This window comes from Paenibacillus sp. J22R3, assembly GCF_056269305.1.
Window position 1 is genome coordinate 292,327 of the sequence record NZ_JBWDNS010000006.1, and the last position, 17,577, is coordinate 309,903.

The 17,577-nt window shown below is 51.5% G+C and carries 12 protein-coding genes; 3 read left to right on the plus strand and 9 right to left on the minus strand.

Features of this window, described 5'->3' with window-relative positions; translation table 11 throughout:
* Window positions 1-112: 112 nt before the first annotated feature.
* The 5 genes from AC0YN4_RS24845 to AC0YN4_RS24865 form a co-directional block, all read right to left on the minus strand.
* The gene (locus AC0YN4_RS24845; RefSeq protein ID WP_475837048.1) at window positions 113-781 is read right to left on the minus strand and encodes a DUF2642 domain-containing protein; all 669 of its coding nucleotides are present in this window, start codon (window positions 779-781) and stop codon (window positions 113-115) included.
* Window positions 782-824: 43 nt separating this feature from the next.
* The gene (locus AC0YN4_RS24850) at window positions 825-2,159 is read right to left on the minus strand and encodes an arsenic transporter (RefSeq protein ID WP_475837049.1); all 1,335 of its coding nucleotides are present in this window, start codon (window positions 2,157-2,159) and stop codon (window positions 825-827) included.
* A 201-nt stretch (window positions 2,160-2,360) separates the two neighbouring features.
* Window positions 2,361-2,648, minus strand: a complete 288-nt coding sequence (locus tag AC0YN4_RS24855; RefSeq protein ID WP_475837050.1) for a hypothetical protein — start codon at window positions 2,646-2,648, stop codon at window positions 2,361-2,363.
* A 197-nt stretch (window positions 2,649-2,845) separates the two neighbouring features.
* Entirely contained in the window at window positions 2,846-3,865 is a 1,020-nt protein-coding gene (locus AC0YN4_RS24860) for a sensor histidine kinase (protein WP_475837051.1), read from the minus strand.
* Window positions 3,862-4,533 (minus strand): response regulator, encoded by a 672-nt coding sequence (locus AC0YN4_RS24865; RefSeq protein ID WP_475837052.1) that lies wholly within the window; start codon window positions 4,531-4,533, stop codon window positions 3,862-3,864. Before AC0YN4_RS24865 ends, AC0YN4_RS24860 begins: the two co-directional genes overlap by 4 nt.
* A gap of 183 nt (window positions 4,534-4,716) precedes the next feature.
* On the opposite strand from AC0YN4_RS24865, the gene AC0YN4_RS24870 reads away from it, so the two are divergent.
* Complete coding sequence (locus AC0YN4_RS24870) at window positions 4,717-5,484, plus strand: ABC transporter ATP-binding protein (protein ID WP_475783149.1); 768 nt, start codon at window positions 4,717-4,719, stop codon at window positions 5,482-5,484.
* The gene (locus tag AC0YN4_RS24875) at window positions 5,471-7,417 is read left to right on the plus strand and encodes an FtsX-like permease family protein (RefSeq protein ID WP_475837053.1); all 1,947 of its coding nucleotides are present in this window, start codon (window positions 5,471-5,473) and stop codon (window positions 7,415-7,417) included. The genes AC0YN4_RS24870 and AC0YN4_RS24875 overlap by 14 nt, the downstream gene beginning before the upstream one ends.
* Before the next feature lie 72 nt (window positions 7,418-7,489).
* On the opposite strand, the gene AC0YN4_RS24880 is transcribed toward AC0YN4_RS24875, so the two are convergent.
* The 4 genes from AC0YN4_RS24880 to AC0YN4_RS24895 form a co-directional block, all read right to left on the minus strand.
* The gene (locus AC0YN4_RS24880; RefSeq protein ID WP_475837054.1) at window positions 7,490-13,630 is read right to left on the minus strand and encodes a S8 family serine peptidase; all 6,141 of its coding nucleotides are present in this window, start codon (window positions 13,628-13,630) and stop codon (window positions 7,490-7,492) included.
* Between the two features lie 173 nt (window positions 13,631-13,803).
* A complete protein-coding gene (locus tag AC0YN4_RS24885) occupies window positions 13,804-14,550 on the minus strand; it encodes an amino acid ABC transporter ATP-binding protein (RefSeq protein ID WP_475837055.1) in 747 nt (248 codons plus the stop codon).
* 20 nt (window positions 14,551-14,570) lie between these two features.
* The gene (locus tag AC0YN4_RS24890) at window positions 14,571-15,248 is read right to left on the minus strand and encodes an amino acid ABC transporter permease (protein ID WP_475783153.1); all 678 of its coding nucleotides are present in this window, start codon (window positions 15,246-15,248) and stop codon (window positions 14,571-14,573) included.
* Window positions 15,249-15,266: 18 nt separating this feature from the next.
* Window positions 15,267-16,058: an amino acid ABC transporter substrate-binding protein gene (locus AC0YN4_RS24895; RefSeq protein WP_475783324.1), complete on the minus strand. Its 792-nt coding sequence runs from the start codon at window positions 16,056-16,058 to the stop codon at window positions 15,267-15,269.
* A gap of 212 nt (window positions 16,059-16,270) precedes the next feature.
* Between AC0YN4_RS24895 and AC0YN4_RS24900 the strand changes: the two genes are divergently transcribed.
* The gene (locus AC0YN4_RS24900) at window positions 16,271-17,530 is read left to right on the plus strand and encodes a multidrug effflux MFS transporter (RefSeq protein WP_475783154.1); all 1,260 of its coding nucleotides are present in this window, start codon (window positions 16,271-16,273) and stop codon (window positions 17,528-17,530) included.
* Window positions 17,531-17,577: the final 47 nt, after the last annotated feature.

The window sequence follows — 17,577 nt, forward strand, 5'->3', positions numbered from 1 at the left end:
TACAAAATCACATAAGCTAAGGTGTGCATGAATCTCTATGCGGCCTTCTCCCGGAGGTCTCTTTTTTTTGTAAACTAAGCACCACGACAACATCTTGTAATCGTCGTTAGCATTACTTTGGTGCATAGATGGATTTGATGTGCCGCATATTCATAAATGTGCTGCTTCCACTTGCATGGATAAGTTCGATGATGCCGCCGCTCACCTTCTTGATGACGCCTAATATTGCGGAATGTCCGCCGAGATTGATAACGACCATGTTGCCTTCTTCTTCCTTGCACCGCTCCTCGAAGCTTCTGGATAGAGCAGGCGGCAGCGGCTTCATCGAGGGTATATCCGCACTTCGGGCATACGGGAGATGAGAAGTCGGATAAGGAATAAGCCATTTCAAATGATGCAGCGAAACGTAAACCGCGTTATAAATTGGCGAACGGATGACGAGATAATCGTTCATAATGCCCTGTACGAAACCATGAATCGGCTTACTGCCGCCGACACCGATTTCGACGAACATCCCTTTCGCTTCCTGCAGCACGGTGAGCAGCGAGATCGAATCGACATGCAGCATGGCACCATGCTCCCCTTGTTGGTCAGCCGCATTGTCGTCCGAAGCATCCGGAGTCAAATTGTGCACGTGGATCGTCGGAATATACATATACCGCTCTTCATGGTAGAGAACCAGAATATCCGGACCTACATCGACTAATTTACCCGCTAACTTCTTCTTTCCCGTCACCTCCACAATCACTTTCTCCGCAAGATAAGGAATCAATGGATTCAAGACAGTCCCTCCTTTACATGCAAATTCGGTTTGGCTTGTCTGGTCAAAAAATCCAACTCACCCAGTACGTTAACAGGACAAGCGTGAACAGCACCGTTATCGGAATAACCAGGACCGTTACCTTCAAGTAATCGGCCCACTTGAGTTTCACGCCGCCTTTTCGAATGATATGCATCCACATAATGGTCGCCAGTGTACCGATCGGCAGCAGAAGCGAACCGATGTCACTGCCAATAACGCTTGCCAAATAAGAGACTTTGAGCGTAAGCGGGTCCAGGCCCATATTCGTTAACGTCAGTGTACCGACCATTAATGCCGGATGGTTGTTAAACAAGTTAGACATGACGCTCAACAGCACACCCATCAACACGCTGGCATGCAGTAAACTGCCGGAGACAAGCGGTTGCAGATAATCAATTAACCACTCCGTTAATCCAATATTGCGCAAGCCATAAATGATGACATACATGCCAAAAGCAAAGATCAAAATATACCACGGTGTCTTCTTCAACATATCAACAGGCGGTACTTTGAGATAAATCCAGCGCCAAGCGAGTAGAAAAGCAGATCCGATGACGGCCATTACCGCGACGGGAAAATGAAGATACGATGCAACGAACAGGCTGATACGCACACAGAAAACGAAGATAAGCACATTGCGCATAAACTTGCCGTTATGGTTCTTCTTAGGTGCTTCCCCTTTAAGCGGATGGCTGCCGGGTGTCATTTTCCACGGCTGCATTTCTGGCAGCTTCTTCGGGAGGGTGCGATAGAAGATCGCAAACAAGAGAAGAGCCATGAACAGTAATCCAATGAATGCCGGCACGAACATCATCGCCGTTTGCATGTAGAGGTCCATGTGAACAATCTTGAGCGCGATCAGATTGACGATGTTGCTTACCCCGATAGGAGCACTGGAGGCTGTCGCTATCAGAGCACCGGAGAGGAGATAAGGTATCTTCTGATGGTTTTTGAGCCCCATGCTCTTAAGCAGCATAAGCAGAATCGGTGTAGTAATCAGAATACTCCCATCGTTATTGACGAAGAGCGTCATGAGAAAACAGAACAAGTTGGTTAGCCAAAATAGCCGGATGCCTGATCCCCGTGCCTTGCGGGTTAAGATTTCGGCAGCCCAGTTGAAGAATCCGAAGCTCTCAAGAACGATAGCCATCACGATGGTCGCTATGATAGTAATAGCAGCGCCGTAGATCGTTTCCGTGATGCTCCCTAAATCTCCAAGCGATACCGTCCCGGTAAGCATGACGATAAATGCGCCGACTGTAGCCGGTATCGCCTCATTCACATTCGGACGCCAGAACATAAAGCCGACAGTTAGGAAGAACGTACAAACGGTGATGATTGCCATTATGTCGTGCATGTTTTTACCTCTCTTCAAGAAATCGTTTCTCTAGTCTTTCATTCTCCTTTCAAGCCGAATAGGAACGCCATGCCTCGTCCTGCTATTTTCATAGATTCCTCCTCTGCATGCTCGTAACTGCAGCGATGTACTGTATATATATGTACAAGGCAGATGGCTCGTACTGGACAATACCCCCGAATCTATGAAAACCATCTCCTATCAACACTTGATAGATATCTCTGAGTGGCAGATGCCGGGAATAGATAATTGCCTATCGCCTAGCTTCAGTTGGACAGCAAAAAGGCGGTGCAGGTTAAATTCCTGCGCCGCCTTTTTGATTGTTTGTATGCTACCCGTGTAGACCTCTGGGTACGCTTCTTGCTCCATATTCGCTGCTTTCGCCACCATGTAGACCTCTGGGTACGCTTCTTGCTCCAGTTTCGCTGCTTTCGCCACCATGTAGACCTCTGGGTACGCTTCTTGCTCCAGATTCGCTGCTTTCGCCATTATGTAGACCTCTGGAGGGCTTCTTATGTGGTTCTGGAGACTACACTTTGCTCGATTCCCCTACTTTTCAGCCAATGTGTGGTTCTGGATGCTACTCTTTGCTCGAACCCGCCACTTTTCAGCCAATGTGTGGTTCTGGGTGCTACTCTTTGCTCGATTCCGCCACTTTTCGGCCAATGTGTTTGCTCTCCCCTTACTTAAGAAGGGTCCAGCCTCCGAAATTTCGGAAAATGAATCGTCACCGCTGTATACACGCCTTCCTCCGAAGCGATCGAGACCTCATGCCCGAGCTTCGCCGCCAGCTGTTTAACCAAATAAAGCCCCATGCCTGTCGATTTCGTATGACTGCGACCATTGGAGCCGGTGAACCCTTTATCGAACACACGATGCACTTCTTCAGGCCGGATGCCAATCCCTGTATCGCGAACCACAAGCCTTCTCTCGCTGCTGTCTTCCTCACAATAAGCCGCGACTTCCCCGCCTGCTTCCGTGTATTGCAGCGCATTGGCCATGATCTGATCGATCATGAAAGCGAGCCATTTGCTGTCGCTGGCGACGAACAGGTCATCGCTTGGCGCAAGCAGAAACCGGATGCGCTTCGTAATAAAGAGCTTCGCGTATTTCTTCACACTGCCTTTCACAACCGCCGAAATGCCGATCTCGTTAATAAAATAATCCTTGGAGAACGAGTCAATCCGCGAATAATACAGCGCCTGTTCGACGTAGCTGTCAATTTTGTTGATCTCATCCTCCAGCTTATCGACCAGCTCATCGACCGGCTTATCATCGCTGCCCGACAGCAGCAGCTTGCTTGCGGTAATCGGCAGCTTCACCTCGTGAATCCAGGACATCACGAAGTCCTGGTGATCCTTCATCTCCAGCTGTACCCGCTGAAGACGCTTGACGTAGGTCTCCTGCTGGCCGCGGAGAAGCGCGAAATACAACGCCTGGGCCTCGTTCTGCGGATCCGGCAGCGCCTCGAACCGTTCCAGCTCGCCGCTATGGAGCAGCTCCGACAGTTCCTTATAGAAGGAACGCCGATAGTAATAGCCTGCCACCACATAGATAATGGCGAACACCAGGCAGCTTCCATCGATGTAAGCCACGTCACTCCAGCCGTTGCCGCCGACAATCAGCATGATGGTCACAAACAGCAGCACAACTGCAAACCAGCTTACATAATACCGCTTGTCCTTCAAATAAGAGAGAAAGGTCATTCGATCATATACCCCTGCCCTTTGCGCGTCGAGATGAAGTGTTCACGGCCGAGTTCAGCCAGTTTCTTGCGCAGCCTCACGATGTTAACGGTCAGCGTATTGTCGTCAACGAAGCTCTCGTCCTCCCACAGACTTCGCATCAGCTTCGTCCGGCTGACGATGGATCCTTTCTGCCGCATCAGCAGGCTCATAATGACGAATTCCGTCTTCGTCAGCTCTGCCTTCCGCTCGCCTTGATAGAGGGCTCCATCCTTCAAATTGAGAAGAATACCTTCATGCTCGATGGCGCTCGTTTGTGCGTCCATGTAAGTATACGTTCGGCGCAGCAGCGCATTAATCTTAGCAATGAGCACATCGGGGTGAAACGGCTTCTGAATAAAATCATCCCCGCCCATATTCATGGACATAATCATATCCATAGGGGTATTGCGAGAGGAAATGAAGAGGATAGGCACCTTCGACACGGCGCGGATTTCGCTGCACCAGTAGAAGCCGTCGAAGACCGGCAAATTAATATCGAGCAGCACCAGATGCGGCTCCTCGCGGGCAAACCGCCCCATGACGTCTTGGAAATCGACGATGGCCGCTGTCTCGAACCCCCACTTGTTCAGCGACTCGCCAATCATCTCCCGTATAGTCGCGTCATCCTCGACGATCATGATTTTCAAGCGCAGCCCTCGCTTCCTGCAATGGTTTCTTCCTTCATGTTACCTTCGGCCCGAATAGGAAGCAACCAACCTGACAAATCTGTAAGGTTATCGCGGAAGCTGTAAGCTTGAGCTAGGGTTGATTCCTGTACAATGGAGCTATACCCGGTGCGAATGAGCGCCTAATGGAGAGGACAACTGACGATGAAGACTATATTGCAAGCAACCGCCGTGCGCAAAGTATACGGCGCTAAGGGAAATCTATATACCGCACTGCAGGACATCGACCTCACTGTGCAGGAGGGGGAGTTCGTCGGCATCATGGGCCCGTCCGGGTCAGGCAAGACGACGCTGCTGAACCTGCTGGCGACGATTGATCAGCCGACGGCCGGCGATATTATCATTGACGGCCAGAGCATGCTGCGCATGAAAGAGGAGCAGCTATCAGCATTCAGACGCAGTAAACTCGGCTTTATTTTTCAAGATTTCAATTTGCTCGATACGCTGACGGTGAAGGAGAATATTATATTGCCGCTTGCACTATCTAAGGCGAAAGCCGCAGATATGGAGCGACGTGCAGAGGAGGTCGCCGCCACCTTCGGAATAGGGGCTATCCTCGATAAGTATCCCTATCACATCTCCGGTGGTCAGAAGCAGCGGACGGCTGCCGCCCGCGCGATGATCGCCCGCCCGAGCCTGCTGCTCGCGGACGAGCCGACCGGCTCGCTTGATTCCAAAGCAGCCGCCGACCTGCTGGACAGCTTGCGGGGATTGAATGAGCAAGATCGCGCCACCATTCTCATGGTCACGCATGATGCGTTTGCCGCGAGCTACTGCAAACGGGTTATTTTTATCAAGGATGGGACGTTGTTTACCGAATTGGTGCGGGGATCGATGCCGCGCAGTCAATTCTTCAAGAAAGTGCTCGATGTGCTGGCCGTGCTTGGAGGTGGCGCCGGTGACCTTGTTTAGCTTGGTTAAGAAGAATCTGATCGGCAACGCGCGCAGCTATCTGCTCTATTTCGTCTCGCTCGTGCTGAGCGTCATGATCTACTTCACCTTCGTTTCGTTAATGTACAGCCGTGAAATCAAGGCCACCATGGAGCTTGCGGACAGCATTCGCAACGTTTTCTTCGGTGCTTCCATCGTGCTCATTCTATTCGTTGCCGTGTTTATCTGGTTTTCAAATGGCTTCTTCACGAGACGGCGGAAAAAGGAAGTCGGTCTCTACGCGCTGCTCGGCATTCGCAAAAGAACCATCGGCCTGCTTCTCTTCTATGAAAATCTACTGATGGGCGCATTGGCGCTTGGGGCAGGAGTGCTGCTCGGCACGCTGCTTTCCAAAATGTTCGCGATGATCTTCCTGAAGCTGTTGGATTCCGCGGTAGAGGTCAGTTTCCGTTTCTCCGGCGCTGCCATCGTCAATACGTTCATCGTGTTCATGGCGCTCATCTTGCTGGTGTCGGTACGGGCTTACCGCCTGGTGTATCGGTTCCAGCTCGCGCAGCTCTTCCAAGCGGACAAAGAAGGCGAGAATGCTCCGCGCACTTCGCTGGTCGCGGCCCTTGCGGCCGCAGCGCTGCTTGCAGGCAGCTATTGGATCGTGTTTCAACCGATGACGACCACTTCACAGATGGGCCGGAACGGCTTACTGTTCTTGATTGGACTGATTGTAGGCACTTATCTGCTGTTTCGCTCTGGCATTATGAAGCTGCTACAGCTTGCGCAGCGGAACAAATCCAACTACTATGCCGGGATGAACCTCGTTGCCATCTCGCAGCTCGCATACCGCATGAAGGGCAATACCCGCACGCTGACCATGATCGCGCTGCTGAGTGCGATGGCGCTAAGCGCCGTCAGTACGGGATATATTATGTATACCGATAATGGACGGGCAGCCGAGGAAGCTGCGCCGTTCAGCTACAGCTGGGTGAGCCGCAGCGAGCTTGACGCGAAGGCTGCCGCTCTTATCGAGGCGGATAAATCGCATCCGGTTACGGCGCAGGCGCAAATTCCCGTCCTGCGTGCAGTAGGTGACGTATCGAAGCTTGTCTATATTCCTTCCGCCTTTCCCGCTGCTGAAATGCCGATGAAAGTGATGTCGGCCAGCGCATACACGGACGCCGTCCGTGCGCTCGGAGAACGCAGTCAGCTTGGTGAGTTGCAGCGCGGTGAGGCCGCGATCATTCGGCCGCGTTATACGTCCGATCTCTCGTCTGCCGATTTCATCGGCCGCACGATCGATTGGCGCGGCAAGGATGCGGCGGCTGTCGCTCCACGGACGGAGGTTCACGTAACGCAGCTCCTGGAGGAGCATGTACTGCGCTGGGGTTATCCCGACCTTGCGCTGGTCGTAAGCGACGAGACGTTCGCCGCGATGTCGAAGACTTCGTCTCCGATTACGTATATGGCTTACAACGTCGAGAATGAACGCAAGACAGGAGCGACGGCCAAAACGCTGCTTGCGATGGCGAAAGAAGATGATGAAATGTCGCCGTTCTACACCCCTTACCGCGAAGGACTCGAGAATGGCGGTCTTAATTTGTTCATTCTCGGCTTCCTCGGGCTCGTGTTCCTTGCGGCGACCGGAAGCATCATCTACTTTAAGCAGCTGGCCGAAGCACATGCCGACCGCGAGCGCTATGCGGTGCTGCGCAAGATCGGCGTCAGCCGGCAAGAGATCCGCCGGGCGATCGCGAAGCAGACGCAGTTCATCTTCGCGCTGCCGCTTCTTGTCGGCATCGCCCACAGCGCCATGATCCTGAAGGTGCTCGACAATGTGAACCTGATTGCCGGCAGCTGGAGCATTGCTTTGGCCATGGTCGCTTATGTGATCATTTACGCGGTTTATTACGGCATCACGGTCGCATCCGTGAATCGGATCGTCAACGGAGCTGCGGCATAGAACCGCGCGCCGTATATGCGCGTACAACAAAAAAGGACGGAGCAGGTTGAACCTGCTCCGTCCTTTTTTTGTTTAGTTCATGAAGCCTACGTATTGCAGCCAACGCTTCAATACAACCGCTGCTTCCGCGCGCGTTGCATTCGCTTTAGGTGCAAATGCGCCTTCATTATTGCCTTGCAGAATGCCTGCACCAGTCGCCTGCGTGACGGCAGCCTGTGCCCAGCCTGCAATGCTGCCTTTGTCTGTGAAGGAAAGCGACGCTGCAGCGGATGATTTACCCGCGAACTTAAGCGCGCCAGCCAGCATTACCGCCATTTCTTCACGCGTAATCGTTGCGTTCGGAGCAAAGCTGTCTTTGCTGCGTCCCGAAACGATGCCTGCTTCTACTACGGCATGAACCGCGCTTGCGTACCACTTGTCAGCAGGCACGTCTGCAAATGCAGTTGCCGTATCTGCCATTTCAAGACCAAGTGCTCTTGCCAACATAGCGGCAAACTCCGCACGTGTTACTGTGCTGCTTGGCGAGAATGTGCTTGTGGAAGTGCCTTTCACAAGCAGCGCCGAAGCGAGCAACTCGATTTCTTTCTTCGCCCAATGCTTGGTCACATCGGCAAATGTTTTTGGAGCGACTTGGACGATACCGTAGAGGCTTGCATGAGGAGCCTTAATAACGGCTTCTACTGTACCGTTGTCATTCTTCACCGTTGCTGGGATGAAGGACAATTCGCCTGTTGCAGGATCAACGAGAACAGCCATAAACTGCTTGTCTGCACCTTGACCTTCTACAACGATTGTTCTGGTTACATAGGTGCTGCCGAAGTTTGTGATCTCTTCGGATTTACCGCCTGCGTTTGCAGTCACGGTAAAGTTAACGACAACGACAACGTTCATGTTGTTCGCTTTCGCGCTGTCTGCAATTTGCTGCTCTTGCTCCTTCGTCGGAGCCGTCATCTCGATGGAAACCGTCATGCCACTTAAATCGGAACCAAGCGATTTCGCAAGACCTTTATAGTCCACTGTGCTAATCGGTAAATTGAAGCTTCCTTTATCGGTCTCTACAACGATGACCGCATTCGGAGTCGATGCTGCTGCCGCGGCAAGCACGCTTGCCGGCAGATCCAGGTCAACATTGTCTGCCGCTTGATCGACACGGATGACGATCGTTTGCTTCAACGAAGCATTGCCTTTAAGAGTTTCGAATGCTTTAGCAAGATCGTTAGCATTCGGCGTAACCGTTACAACGGTTTTACCATCCGGCGTTGTGCTCGACTTGATTTCACCGGCACCCGGTGTTAGAACAATGCCGTTGTCGCCCTCGGTTACCGTGTTATCCGGTGGTATTGGTACCCCAGGACCTCCCGGAACGTACTCTGCCGGTGTCGTCACTTTGACGATATTCGAAGCACCTTCGTTCGTCCCGCCTGTTACTACAAGTCTGAATTGATACGCTGTACCGGCAGTCAACCCCGTTACCTTCGCGGTTTCAACGTCGGGAGCAATCCATTCTGTAGTGTCGGATTTCGTCCAAGTTTCACCATTATCTGTCGATTGTTCAATAACAATCTCCGTCGCTTCTGATACAGCACTCCAGCGGAAATCAGCTTCCATCTCGGTTACAGCCGTACTCATGAAATCCATGAGTGGCCCTGCTTCAGTCGTTACATCCACAATATTGGATATCCCTGCATTCGGACCACCTGTTACAACGATTCTGAACTTATGCGCTTTACCAGCTTGCAGACCCGTTATCTTCGCTGAAGTAGCGTTCAGCGTGAGCGGTTCAGTCGTCTTCGCTGCCTTCCAAGTAACGCCATCATTGCTCGATTGATCAATTGAGATCGCCGATGCTCCCGTTACAGCACTCCATTCGAATTCAGCCTCATACTGCGCAAATGCTTTATTCGTTAGGTCACTAATTGGTGTAGTTGCTGCCAGTTCATCGATAAAGTCTTGCACAACTTTACCGTCAACCGTTTCTTGTGGAGTACCTGTTGCTTCTGAGTCGACCTCCATGAAGTTCTTATCGATTAACGCCAAATCCTTGGCGTCAACAAGGCCGTCCTGATTTAGATCCTCAGCCGGGAAATTCGTGTCGGAGCGCTTATAGGCTTGAGCAGCCACCAATTGCGCATCGAGAATATCGATCATATGGTCGCCGTTCACATCGCCGGCAAGGTTGAGCGCATTGTTAATAACAGCGTTCATCCCAACTGGTTCATCAAACATCGTTTTTCCGATTTTCACCGATGCATGGCTTGTTAAGTGCCCCGGAATCACGGTAGTGAACTCAATCTCATTCTCGCTAAGCGGGAGGTTACCAAACGTAAATCTGCCGTTTGTTGCAATTGTCCCCTCATACATAGTTCCGTCTACATTTGCAGAAATTCGGGCTCCAATTACACTGTAATTCTTTGGATAATTTAAGTTGCCATAATCCCCAGAGAAGGTCATGAACGCCTCTGGATATATATCCCCTTCCACAATGGAATGTTTAGGGAATATTTTATAGCTGTTAATCTGATTGAAAACAGGGATTTCCGTATCGGCTTCCTCGCCTGCTTTCTTGTAATAAAATTGCTCGATATTTTGTTCGATATTCATCTTATCGAGGCCTGTAAAATCCTTATCGTCCACCATTTTGAACGTTATGTCAAGAAATGGCATATCCCCGTCAAAGCCTTCTGTTTGACCCTTTAAAGAAGCACCGACGGTGACTAAATCCTTAGAAGTCCACTCCGGATCTCCCTTCAGGATCGGTTCGTCCAGCTTGACAGTTACGCCAGCATCGTCGGCCTTAGCCTTGAACGCATCATTTACTTTGACGTCTTCGAATTCAAAGAATTTATAGTAACTCACGTCATATTTGCCTGCGATCAAGTCTTCAACATTGTTTAGGTTGAGTGTCATTGTGATCTCATCCCCCAAGGCCACGCGATCCCTGTCATAATCTGGAACGACATAAGGGGAACCCGCTTTAATGAATCCGTAATGCTGGAAATCAGCAATCAGGTACCCGTTAGTAGCCAAATCGATCGGGAACAGCGTCAGTGTCATCGGCTTGTCCTTTTTCGTAACCGGATCGATTAGATCGTCGCGCGTGACGCCAAATTTCACATCGCCGTTTGCTTCAACCAAGAATTCGTAATCGGCTACCGAAATCTGATCCTGGTAGTAGAACAGACGGTTAGAGGACTGCGTGATGCCAATCGGTGCCAGCTTCGCCGTCCCTTCGTCGTACAGGTTGGCATGAATCCAAATTGCATTATGGCTGGTGCCCTGCAATTCTTCTGTCGTAAACATAGAATCGTCGACCTCATGCACGCCCGGTGCATAATCATTGAACGTGAGTATAGGACGCTTATTATCGATAATAAACATGGTATCTTTCGTAAAGCTACGTCCCTCCGCGTCCTTCGCAATCATTCGCAGCGTGTATTCGCCTTCCTTAATAATCTCAGGCTGCGACGAAAGTTGGTTATCCGCGGGGTCCCCAATATACGGATACATAATTGGTTCTACTTGATTCCATAATAATTCATCGACCGGGATTTCTGATGCATCCAAGGACGTTACATCAAAGAAATTACCGATTGGATGCCCATCCTTGTCCAAAATAAAAGTTTCGAGCGTTTTCATCGGGCTGTTCAGTTGGAGTGCTATAAAGTTAGGTCTGCCTTGATTTTCATGTATAACCGACGGAAATTCCGTCATGAATGCCGGATTGGTGAGATACATCGAGTCAATGCCCGGTTCTACGACACGAATAGCAAATGGAACCTGATACTTCTCATTCGCATTCTCTGCGTTGGTAAAGTGGACATAACCTTCGTATCTGCCGTTTGCCGCACTCATTGGAACGACTACCGTTACCGGTAGCGTTACCGATTCCCCAGCAGGAACCATGATGGATCCCGAGCCGCCAACATTTATCGTTACATCATTATCGACCGCGCTCACGTTGCCGCCTGCAAAAAACTCCCCAGCTATTGTAAAGATTTTATCGGCTGCACTTGTATTCGTAATGGTCATGCTTCTACTTTCGCCAATGTCAGTAAACTTCGCGTGGTTGCCATAGGAAATCGAACCCGTAGGGTTGTCAATCATAAGCGGATTTCCATCTTGGTCCAGCGTCTGAACCCTATTCAATACCTGAATGGACACGTCCGCATTAACAGCTTCGGTTACATCGACTTCGCCTGCGCCGACTTGATAGACAGAGTAGTCGCCGTTCAGGTCATCCGCCGTATTCATTAGCGCTGCTCGAACATCGAACGGCGAATAGTCGGGATGCTGCTGCAAGATCAGCGCTGCGATACCGGCTACATGCGGCGTTGCCATCGATGTGCCGGAGATTCGAGCATAAGCATGCGAGTAGTCAATGCCTTCTTCCTTGCTGTGAATATACTCCGGGTAAGTGGAATACACATTCACACCTGGCCCAACGACATCCGGTTTAATATCGTAGCTGCCGTTAACCGGGCCAACTCCACTAAAACCAGCCAGCTTGCCGCCTTCAGTAACGGTGCTTCCGATGGAGCTAAACGAAACTTTCGGAGCAGCCATTCCTTTCAAGGCCTCACCATTTGCTTGAGTCGTTCCGAAGGTCGGGATTAAGCCAGATCCATCGCCTACAAACGGAATATCGCCATCCACGTTATTCGACATGATCGCAGCAATAGCGCCTGCTTTCGCCGCATTTTCTACTTTTATTTGAAGAGAAAGCGTTCCGCGCTGAATGAAAGCGACTTTACCCGTAAGGTCCTTGCCTTCAAAATCAGCTGTATCAGCTAATCCCACATCGACGATCTCGAAAGGTTGTTCCGTGTTCAACAAGCTTTCCATAGGAGAATAGTTATACGCAATGACATTCATCTCATCCAGCGAAATCGAATTCGCTGCATCCGAGACACTGCCCGACATGGTCTTAAGCGTCATTGCAAAATCGCTTGCACCAACCGAAATACCGAGCGGCGCTGTTCCAGGAGAGGTGATCGATGTTTCATTTGGTCCATTATTCCCTGCTGCTATTGCGCAGACTACGCCAAGCAGCGTAGCATTATTGATTGCAACAGATTCCGCTATAAGAGGATTATTTTCCGGGCTCCCAAGTGAAAGGTTGATAACATCCATTCCGTCTGCCACAGCTTTATCGATACCGCCAATAATCTGGCTCTCAGTACCGCCTCCGTAATGGCCAAGCACGCGGTATACATACAATTCAGCTTCAGGCGCTACGCCAAGCGTTGGAGCATCGGTAACCGTGCTCTCAGCCCGACCAACAATCGTGCCAGATACATGTGTGCCATGATACGTGTAGTAGGAATTGCTGTTCGAATATTCCTCTTCACCGGAAGCCTTCCATTCATCATAAGTCGTTTCCATTGGATCGGCATCGTCATCAATTACGTCCCAGCCTTTGACGGAAGACGGATCGATCGTCTTTGGATCCACGCCCTCTTGCGCGCGATAGCCTTTGTAGGCGTGCGTCAAATCCGGATGGTTATAGTCGATCCCCGTGTCGAGAACGCCAACTTTAATCCCTTGGCCTTTAATGCCCTGCGCATGCAAGTCATTAATGCCATCCAGCGGAATCGAGTTATCCGTGGACGGAGCATCGGATTGCGGCGCGGCTTCTGCACCGGTTAGCAGTTCCATCTCTTTCGGATCCAGCTGTACGACATTGTCCTTATAAATCGTTTTAACGACGCCTGAAAGAAGCAGGCTTTCGATATCTTTGCTCGGTAAAGTCATGGCAACGCCGTTAAACGCATGGTGATATTCTCTAGTGATTGCTACTTCTTCAGCTTCAAAGGTAGTCGGGCCTTGCTCGGCCGCTTTCTTCTCCACCAGCTGCTGCACGTAGCTCTTGAACGTCGCGTGGTCGTCTTCGGCTTCCTCTAACGCTTTATTAGGGGAAATGTTCACCCCTTTGGACGATTGTTTGAGCACTTCCACCTGCGCTGGCGCCTGCTTAAATTCCACGATGACGGAGACGGAAGCCGAGCTCTTAAGGTCAAGCTCAGGCGAAATGACAGGACGCTTGAACTCCAGCTGTTTCAATGCGCTCTTTTGTGCCGGTGAGAGATTGTAGTTGGAAGGACTAACGTCCTGAAGCGGATTCGCTGCAAACACATTATAGGGAAGGGCAAGCGATAATAGCATACTGCCGACGATAACTTTCGAAACAAGCTTATTTCTTCTGTTCTTGTGCATACCGACTCTCCTTCAAGTAGAAAAAATAATAGGCTAGAGCAACTCTATTATGTAAATCTACTTGCTATCCCACCAACCGACAATGGGGGGAATTTCGGCATAAAAAAGCCCCATCCTCAGATAGGACGGGGCTTTCAATTGTAATTATTTTTCCATTTTTCCCGGTTTGATTGTCATTTCTCCAGCAAAATCGATAAAAACTGCTTGGTTCGCTCCTGCCGAGGGCTTCCAAATATTTGCTCAGGTGGGCCTTCTTCGACGATTACGCCCTCGTCAATCATCATAATGCGGTCGGCCACTTCACGAGCAAACTTCATCTCATGCGTCACGATCATCATCGTGCGTCCTTCACTGGCAAGCTCACGGATGACTTTCAATACCTCCTGCACCAATTCAGGATCGAGCGCCGAGGTCGGCTCGTCGAAGAGCAGCAGCTTGGGATCGATGGACATGGCACGCGCAATGCCGATCCGCTGCTGCTGACCTCCGGATAGCTGATGCGGGTACGCATCCGCTTTATCCGCGAGACCAACCTTATCGAGCAGCTCCACAGCCCTTACTCTGGCCTGTGCTTTCGTTCGGCGCAGTGCCGTAATCTGCCCCTCCATGAGGTTCTGAATCGCGGTCAAATGAGGAAACAGATGATATGCCTGAAAGACCATCCCTGTCTGACGCCGCAGCGACAGCACGTCCGCAATTCTCGGCTTCACATTCGGCTGAAAGTCGATGCTTGCATCGCCAATCGCAACCGAGCCCGAGGTCGGCACCTCCAGCACATTCAGGCAGCGCAGCAGCGTTGATTTGCCTGAACCGGACGGGCCAATCACGACGAGCACGCTGCCTTGCTCGAGGTGCATATCGATGCCTCTGAGCACAGGCGAAGAGCCGAACGATTTCGTTAGATTATGAACCTGAATCATCGCGCCTTCATCATGCTCCTCTACCCGGTATCATACCGTTCGTAATATCGTTCCAATCGGCGCTGGAGTGTGGATAGCACCGTGCACAGCAGCAGATAGATCAGCGCCACTTCGCAATAGATGAGCAGCGGCTCATAGACAACTGCACTAATTTGCTGCCCTTTCTGAAAAAGCTCCGTGAGCGTGAGCGTCGCCGCCAGCGACGTATCTTTCACCAAGCTGATAAATGAATTAGACAGCGGCGGCACGGACACTCGCGCCGCCTGAGGCAGAATAATCCGGCGCAGCGCCGTAATGCGCGTCTGCCCGAGTGAATAGGCCGCTTCCCACTGTCCGCGCGGAATCGAGATGATGGCGGCGCGTATGATTTCCGAACCATAGGCGCCCACACTTAGCGAGAACCCGATCACCGCCGATGGAAAGGCATCGATTGTAATGCCGACACTCGGCAGTCCGTAGAAAATAATAAAGAGCTGTACAAGCAGCGGCGTCCCTCGGATAATCCACACATAGAAGCGCGCCAATTGAGCCAGCGCTCGCATATCCGACAGCCGTACAAGCGCGGTTACGACGGCGAGCAGCAGCCCCAGCACGAACGAAATGATCGTTAACGGTACTGTAAAAGCTAACCCTGCCTTCAGCAAGGGCATGAAAGAATCGAGAAAGATGTGCAGCAGCCGCTCTGTGCGATCGCTCATATTGATCAACCGCCCTCTTTACTGCGATACATCCTCGCCGAAATAGGTTTTGGAAATCGTCAAATAGGTGCCGTCCGCTTTCATGTCCGCGAGTGCTTTATTAATGGCGGTGACCAGCTCCGCATTGCCTTTGTGGAGCAGCAAGCCGCTTTGTGAGGCGCTATTCGTCTCGTCGACTACTTTAATCGGAACATCCGGACGCTGCTTCTTCAAATCCAGGAAGCTCAGCTTATCGTTGATGGTTGCATCGATTCGGCCCGAGGTGAGCAGATCAATCGCTTGGTTAAAGCCGTCAATCTGCACAATCTCCGCACCGTTTGCTTTGGCAATGTCACCTAGATCGCTCGTCAGCGACTGCCCTGACTTCTTGCCTTTGAGATCAGCCAGCTTCTTGATGTCGTTGTTGCTCTCCTTCACGATGAGGACAGCCTTTGAAACAATATAGGGATCGGAGAAATCATATTTCTCCTTCCGATCGTCCCGAATGGTTACTTCGTTCGCTACCATATCGAAGCGATTCGCATCAAGTCCGGCTAACATGCCGTCCCATTTGGTTTCAACGAACTTCGCTTTAACGCCAAGCCGCTTGGCGACTTCCTCCGCGATCTGCACATCAAAGCCCGTAAGCTTCCCGTCTTTATCGTGAAAGGTGAACGGAGCATAGGTGCCTTCGGTACCAACGGTAATTTCCCCTTTTGCCTTAATCGTTTCCAGCATATTGGTGCCCGGCGCGTCGGCATGATTGTTTGATTCTTGCTTGCCGCATGCGGGCATAGTAATGGTCAGCAGCGCAGCAGCTGCAAGCGTCATATAGAAGCGGTTTGATCTAGCTATCATCGTTGTAATTCCCCCCATTGTTCTTTGGGGATAGTATGCTAACTTCTTCCTTGGTTCATTCCTCCTCGAATAAGCCATAGGATTTCGCAATTCGCCGCAATGATGGGCGCATTCGTTGACAGTCCGAAGGGCTGTACTATAATAAATAGAGCTACTTACATGGCTAGCAGAAAGGAAGTAACCTTATGAATCCACTGACAGGCGAATCCGCCGTCATGCCGCGCTCGAGACGGCTCTGGACGGCAGCCGTCCTAGGCTCGTTAAGCGCGTTCGGACCGCTGTCGCTCGATATGTATTTGCCCGCGCTGCCGAAGCTGGCAGATGATTTAAACACGAGTACCTCACTCGCGCAGCTCAGCCTAACCGCTTGCTTAATCGGACTTGCACTCGGGCAGCTGTTCGCAGGCCCAATCAGCGATGTTCGCGGCCGCCGACAGCCGCTGCTGATTGGCTTGCTGCTGTACACGGTATCTTCGCTGCTATGTGCAATCGCGCCATCGATCGGAACGTTCATCGTATTGCGATTCGTGCAGGGTCTAGCCGGTGCTGCCGGCATCGTCATCGCACGCGCGATTGTGCGTGACCTCTATACGGGGCCGGAGCTGACCAAGTTCTTCTCGCTGCTCATGCTGGTCAACGGCATTGCGCCGATTGCCGCCCCTATATTCGGAGGACAGCTGCTTCATTTTACGACTTGGCATGGCGTGTTCGTCGTGCTTGGTGCAATCGGTCTTATCATGTTTATCGCCGTACTTCTGGGTCTTCCCGAAACACTTCCGATCAACCGACGTGCAAAAGGCGGAATCCTAAATACCCTCTCGACGTTCCGCGGGCTGCTGACGAACCGTTCGTTCATGGGTTACGCACTCGCACAGGGCTTCGTCATGGCCGCGATGTTTGCTTATATCTCCGGCTCGCCGTTCGTCCTGCAGGATGTATATGGCGTATCGCCGCAGATATTCAGTCTCTGCTTCGCCATTAACGGGCTCGGCATTATCGTGGCAAGCCAAGTCGCCGGCCGGCTGGCTGGCCGAGTGGACGAGGTGAAGCTCCTCGTCACGGGACTTTGTCTGGCTGCGCTCGGCGGCGTCACGCTGCTGCTCATGCTGCTTATCCATGCGCCGCTGCTGCTCGTATTGCTGCCTCTCTTCTTCGTTGTCGCAAGCGTCGGGATTGTGACCACAATGGGCTTCTCGCTCGCGATGCGCAGTCAAGGCCATGCCGCCGGCAGTGCTTCCGCGCTGCAAGGACTCATGTCGTTCCTGTTCGGCTCCATCGTTGCGCCGTTTGTCGGCATTGCCGGCAGCAATACGGCCATTCCGATGGGGATCATCATTGCCGCGCTCGATATTCTGGCGCTGCTGATCTTCTTCATGCTAGTCGGCGGCAGATCGGCCATGGCAGACACAGCACAAAAAACCCCTTCATCCGGGCAGCAGCGCTAACATACGCTGCGTCCCCCGGTGAAGGGGTTTTTCTATACCATTATATT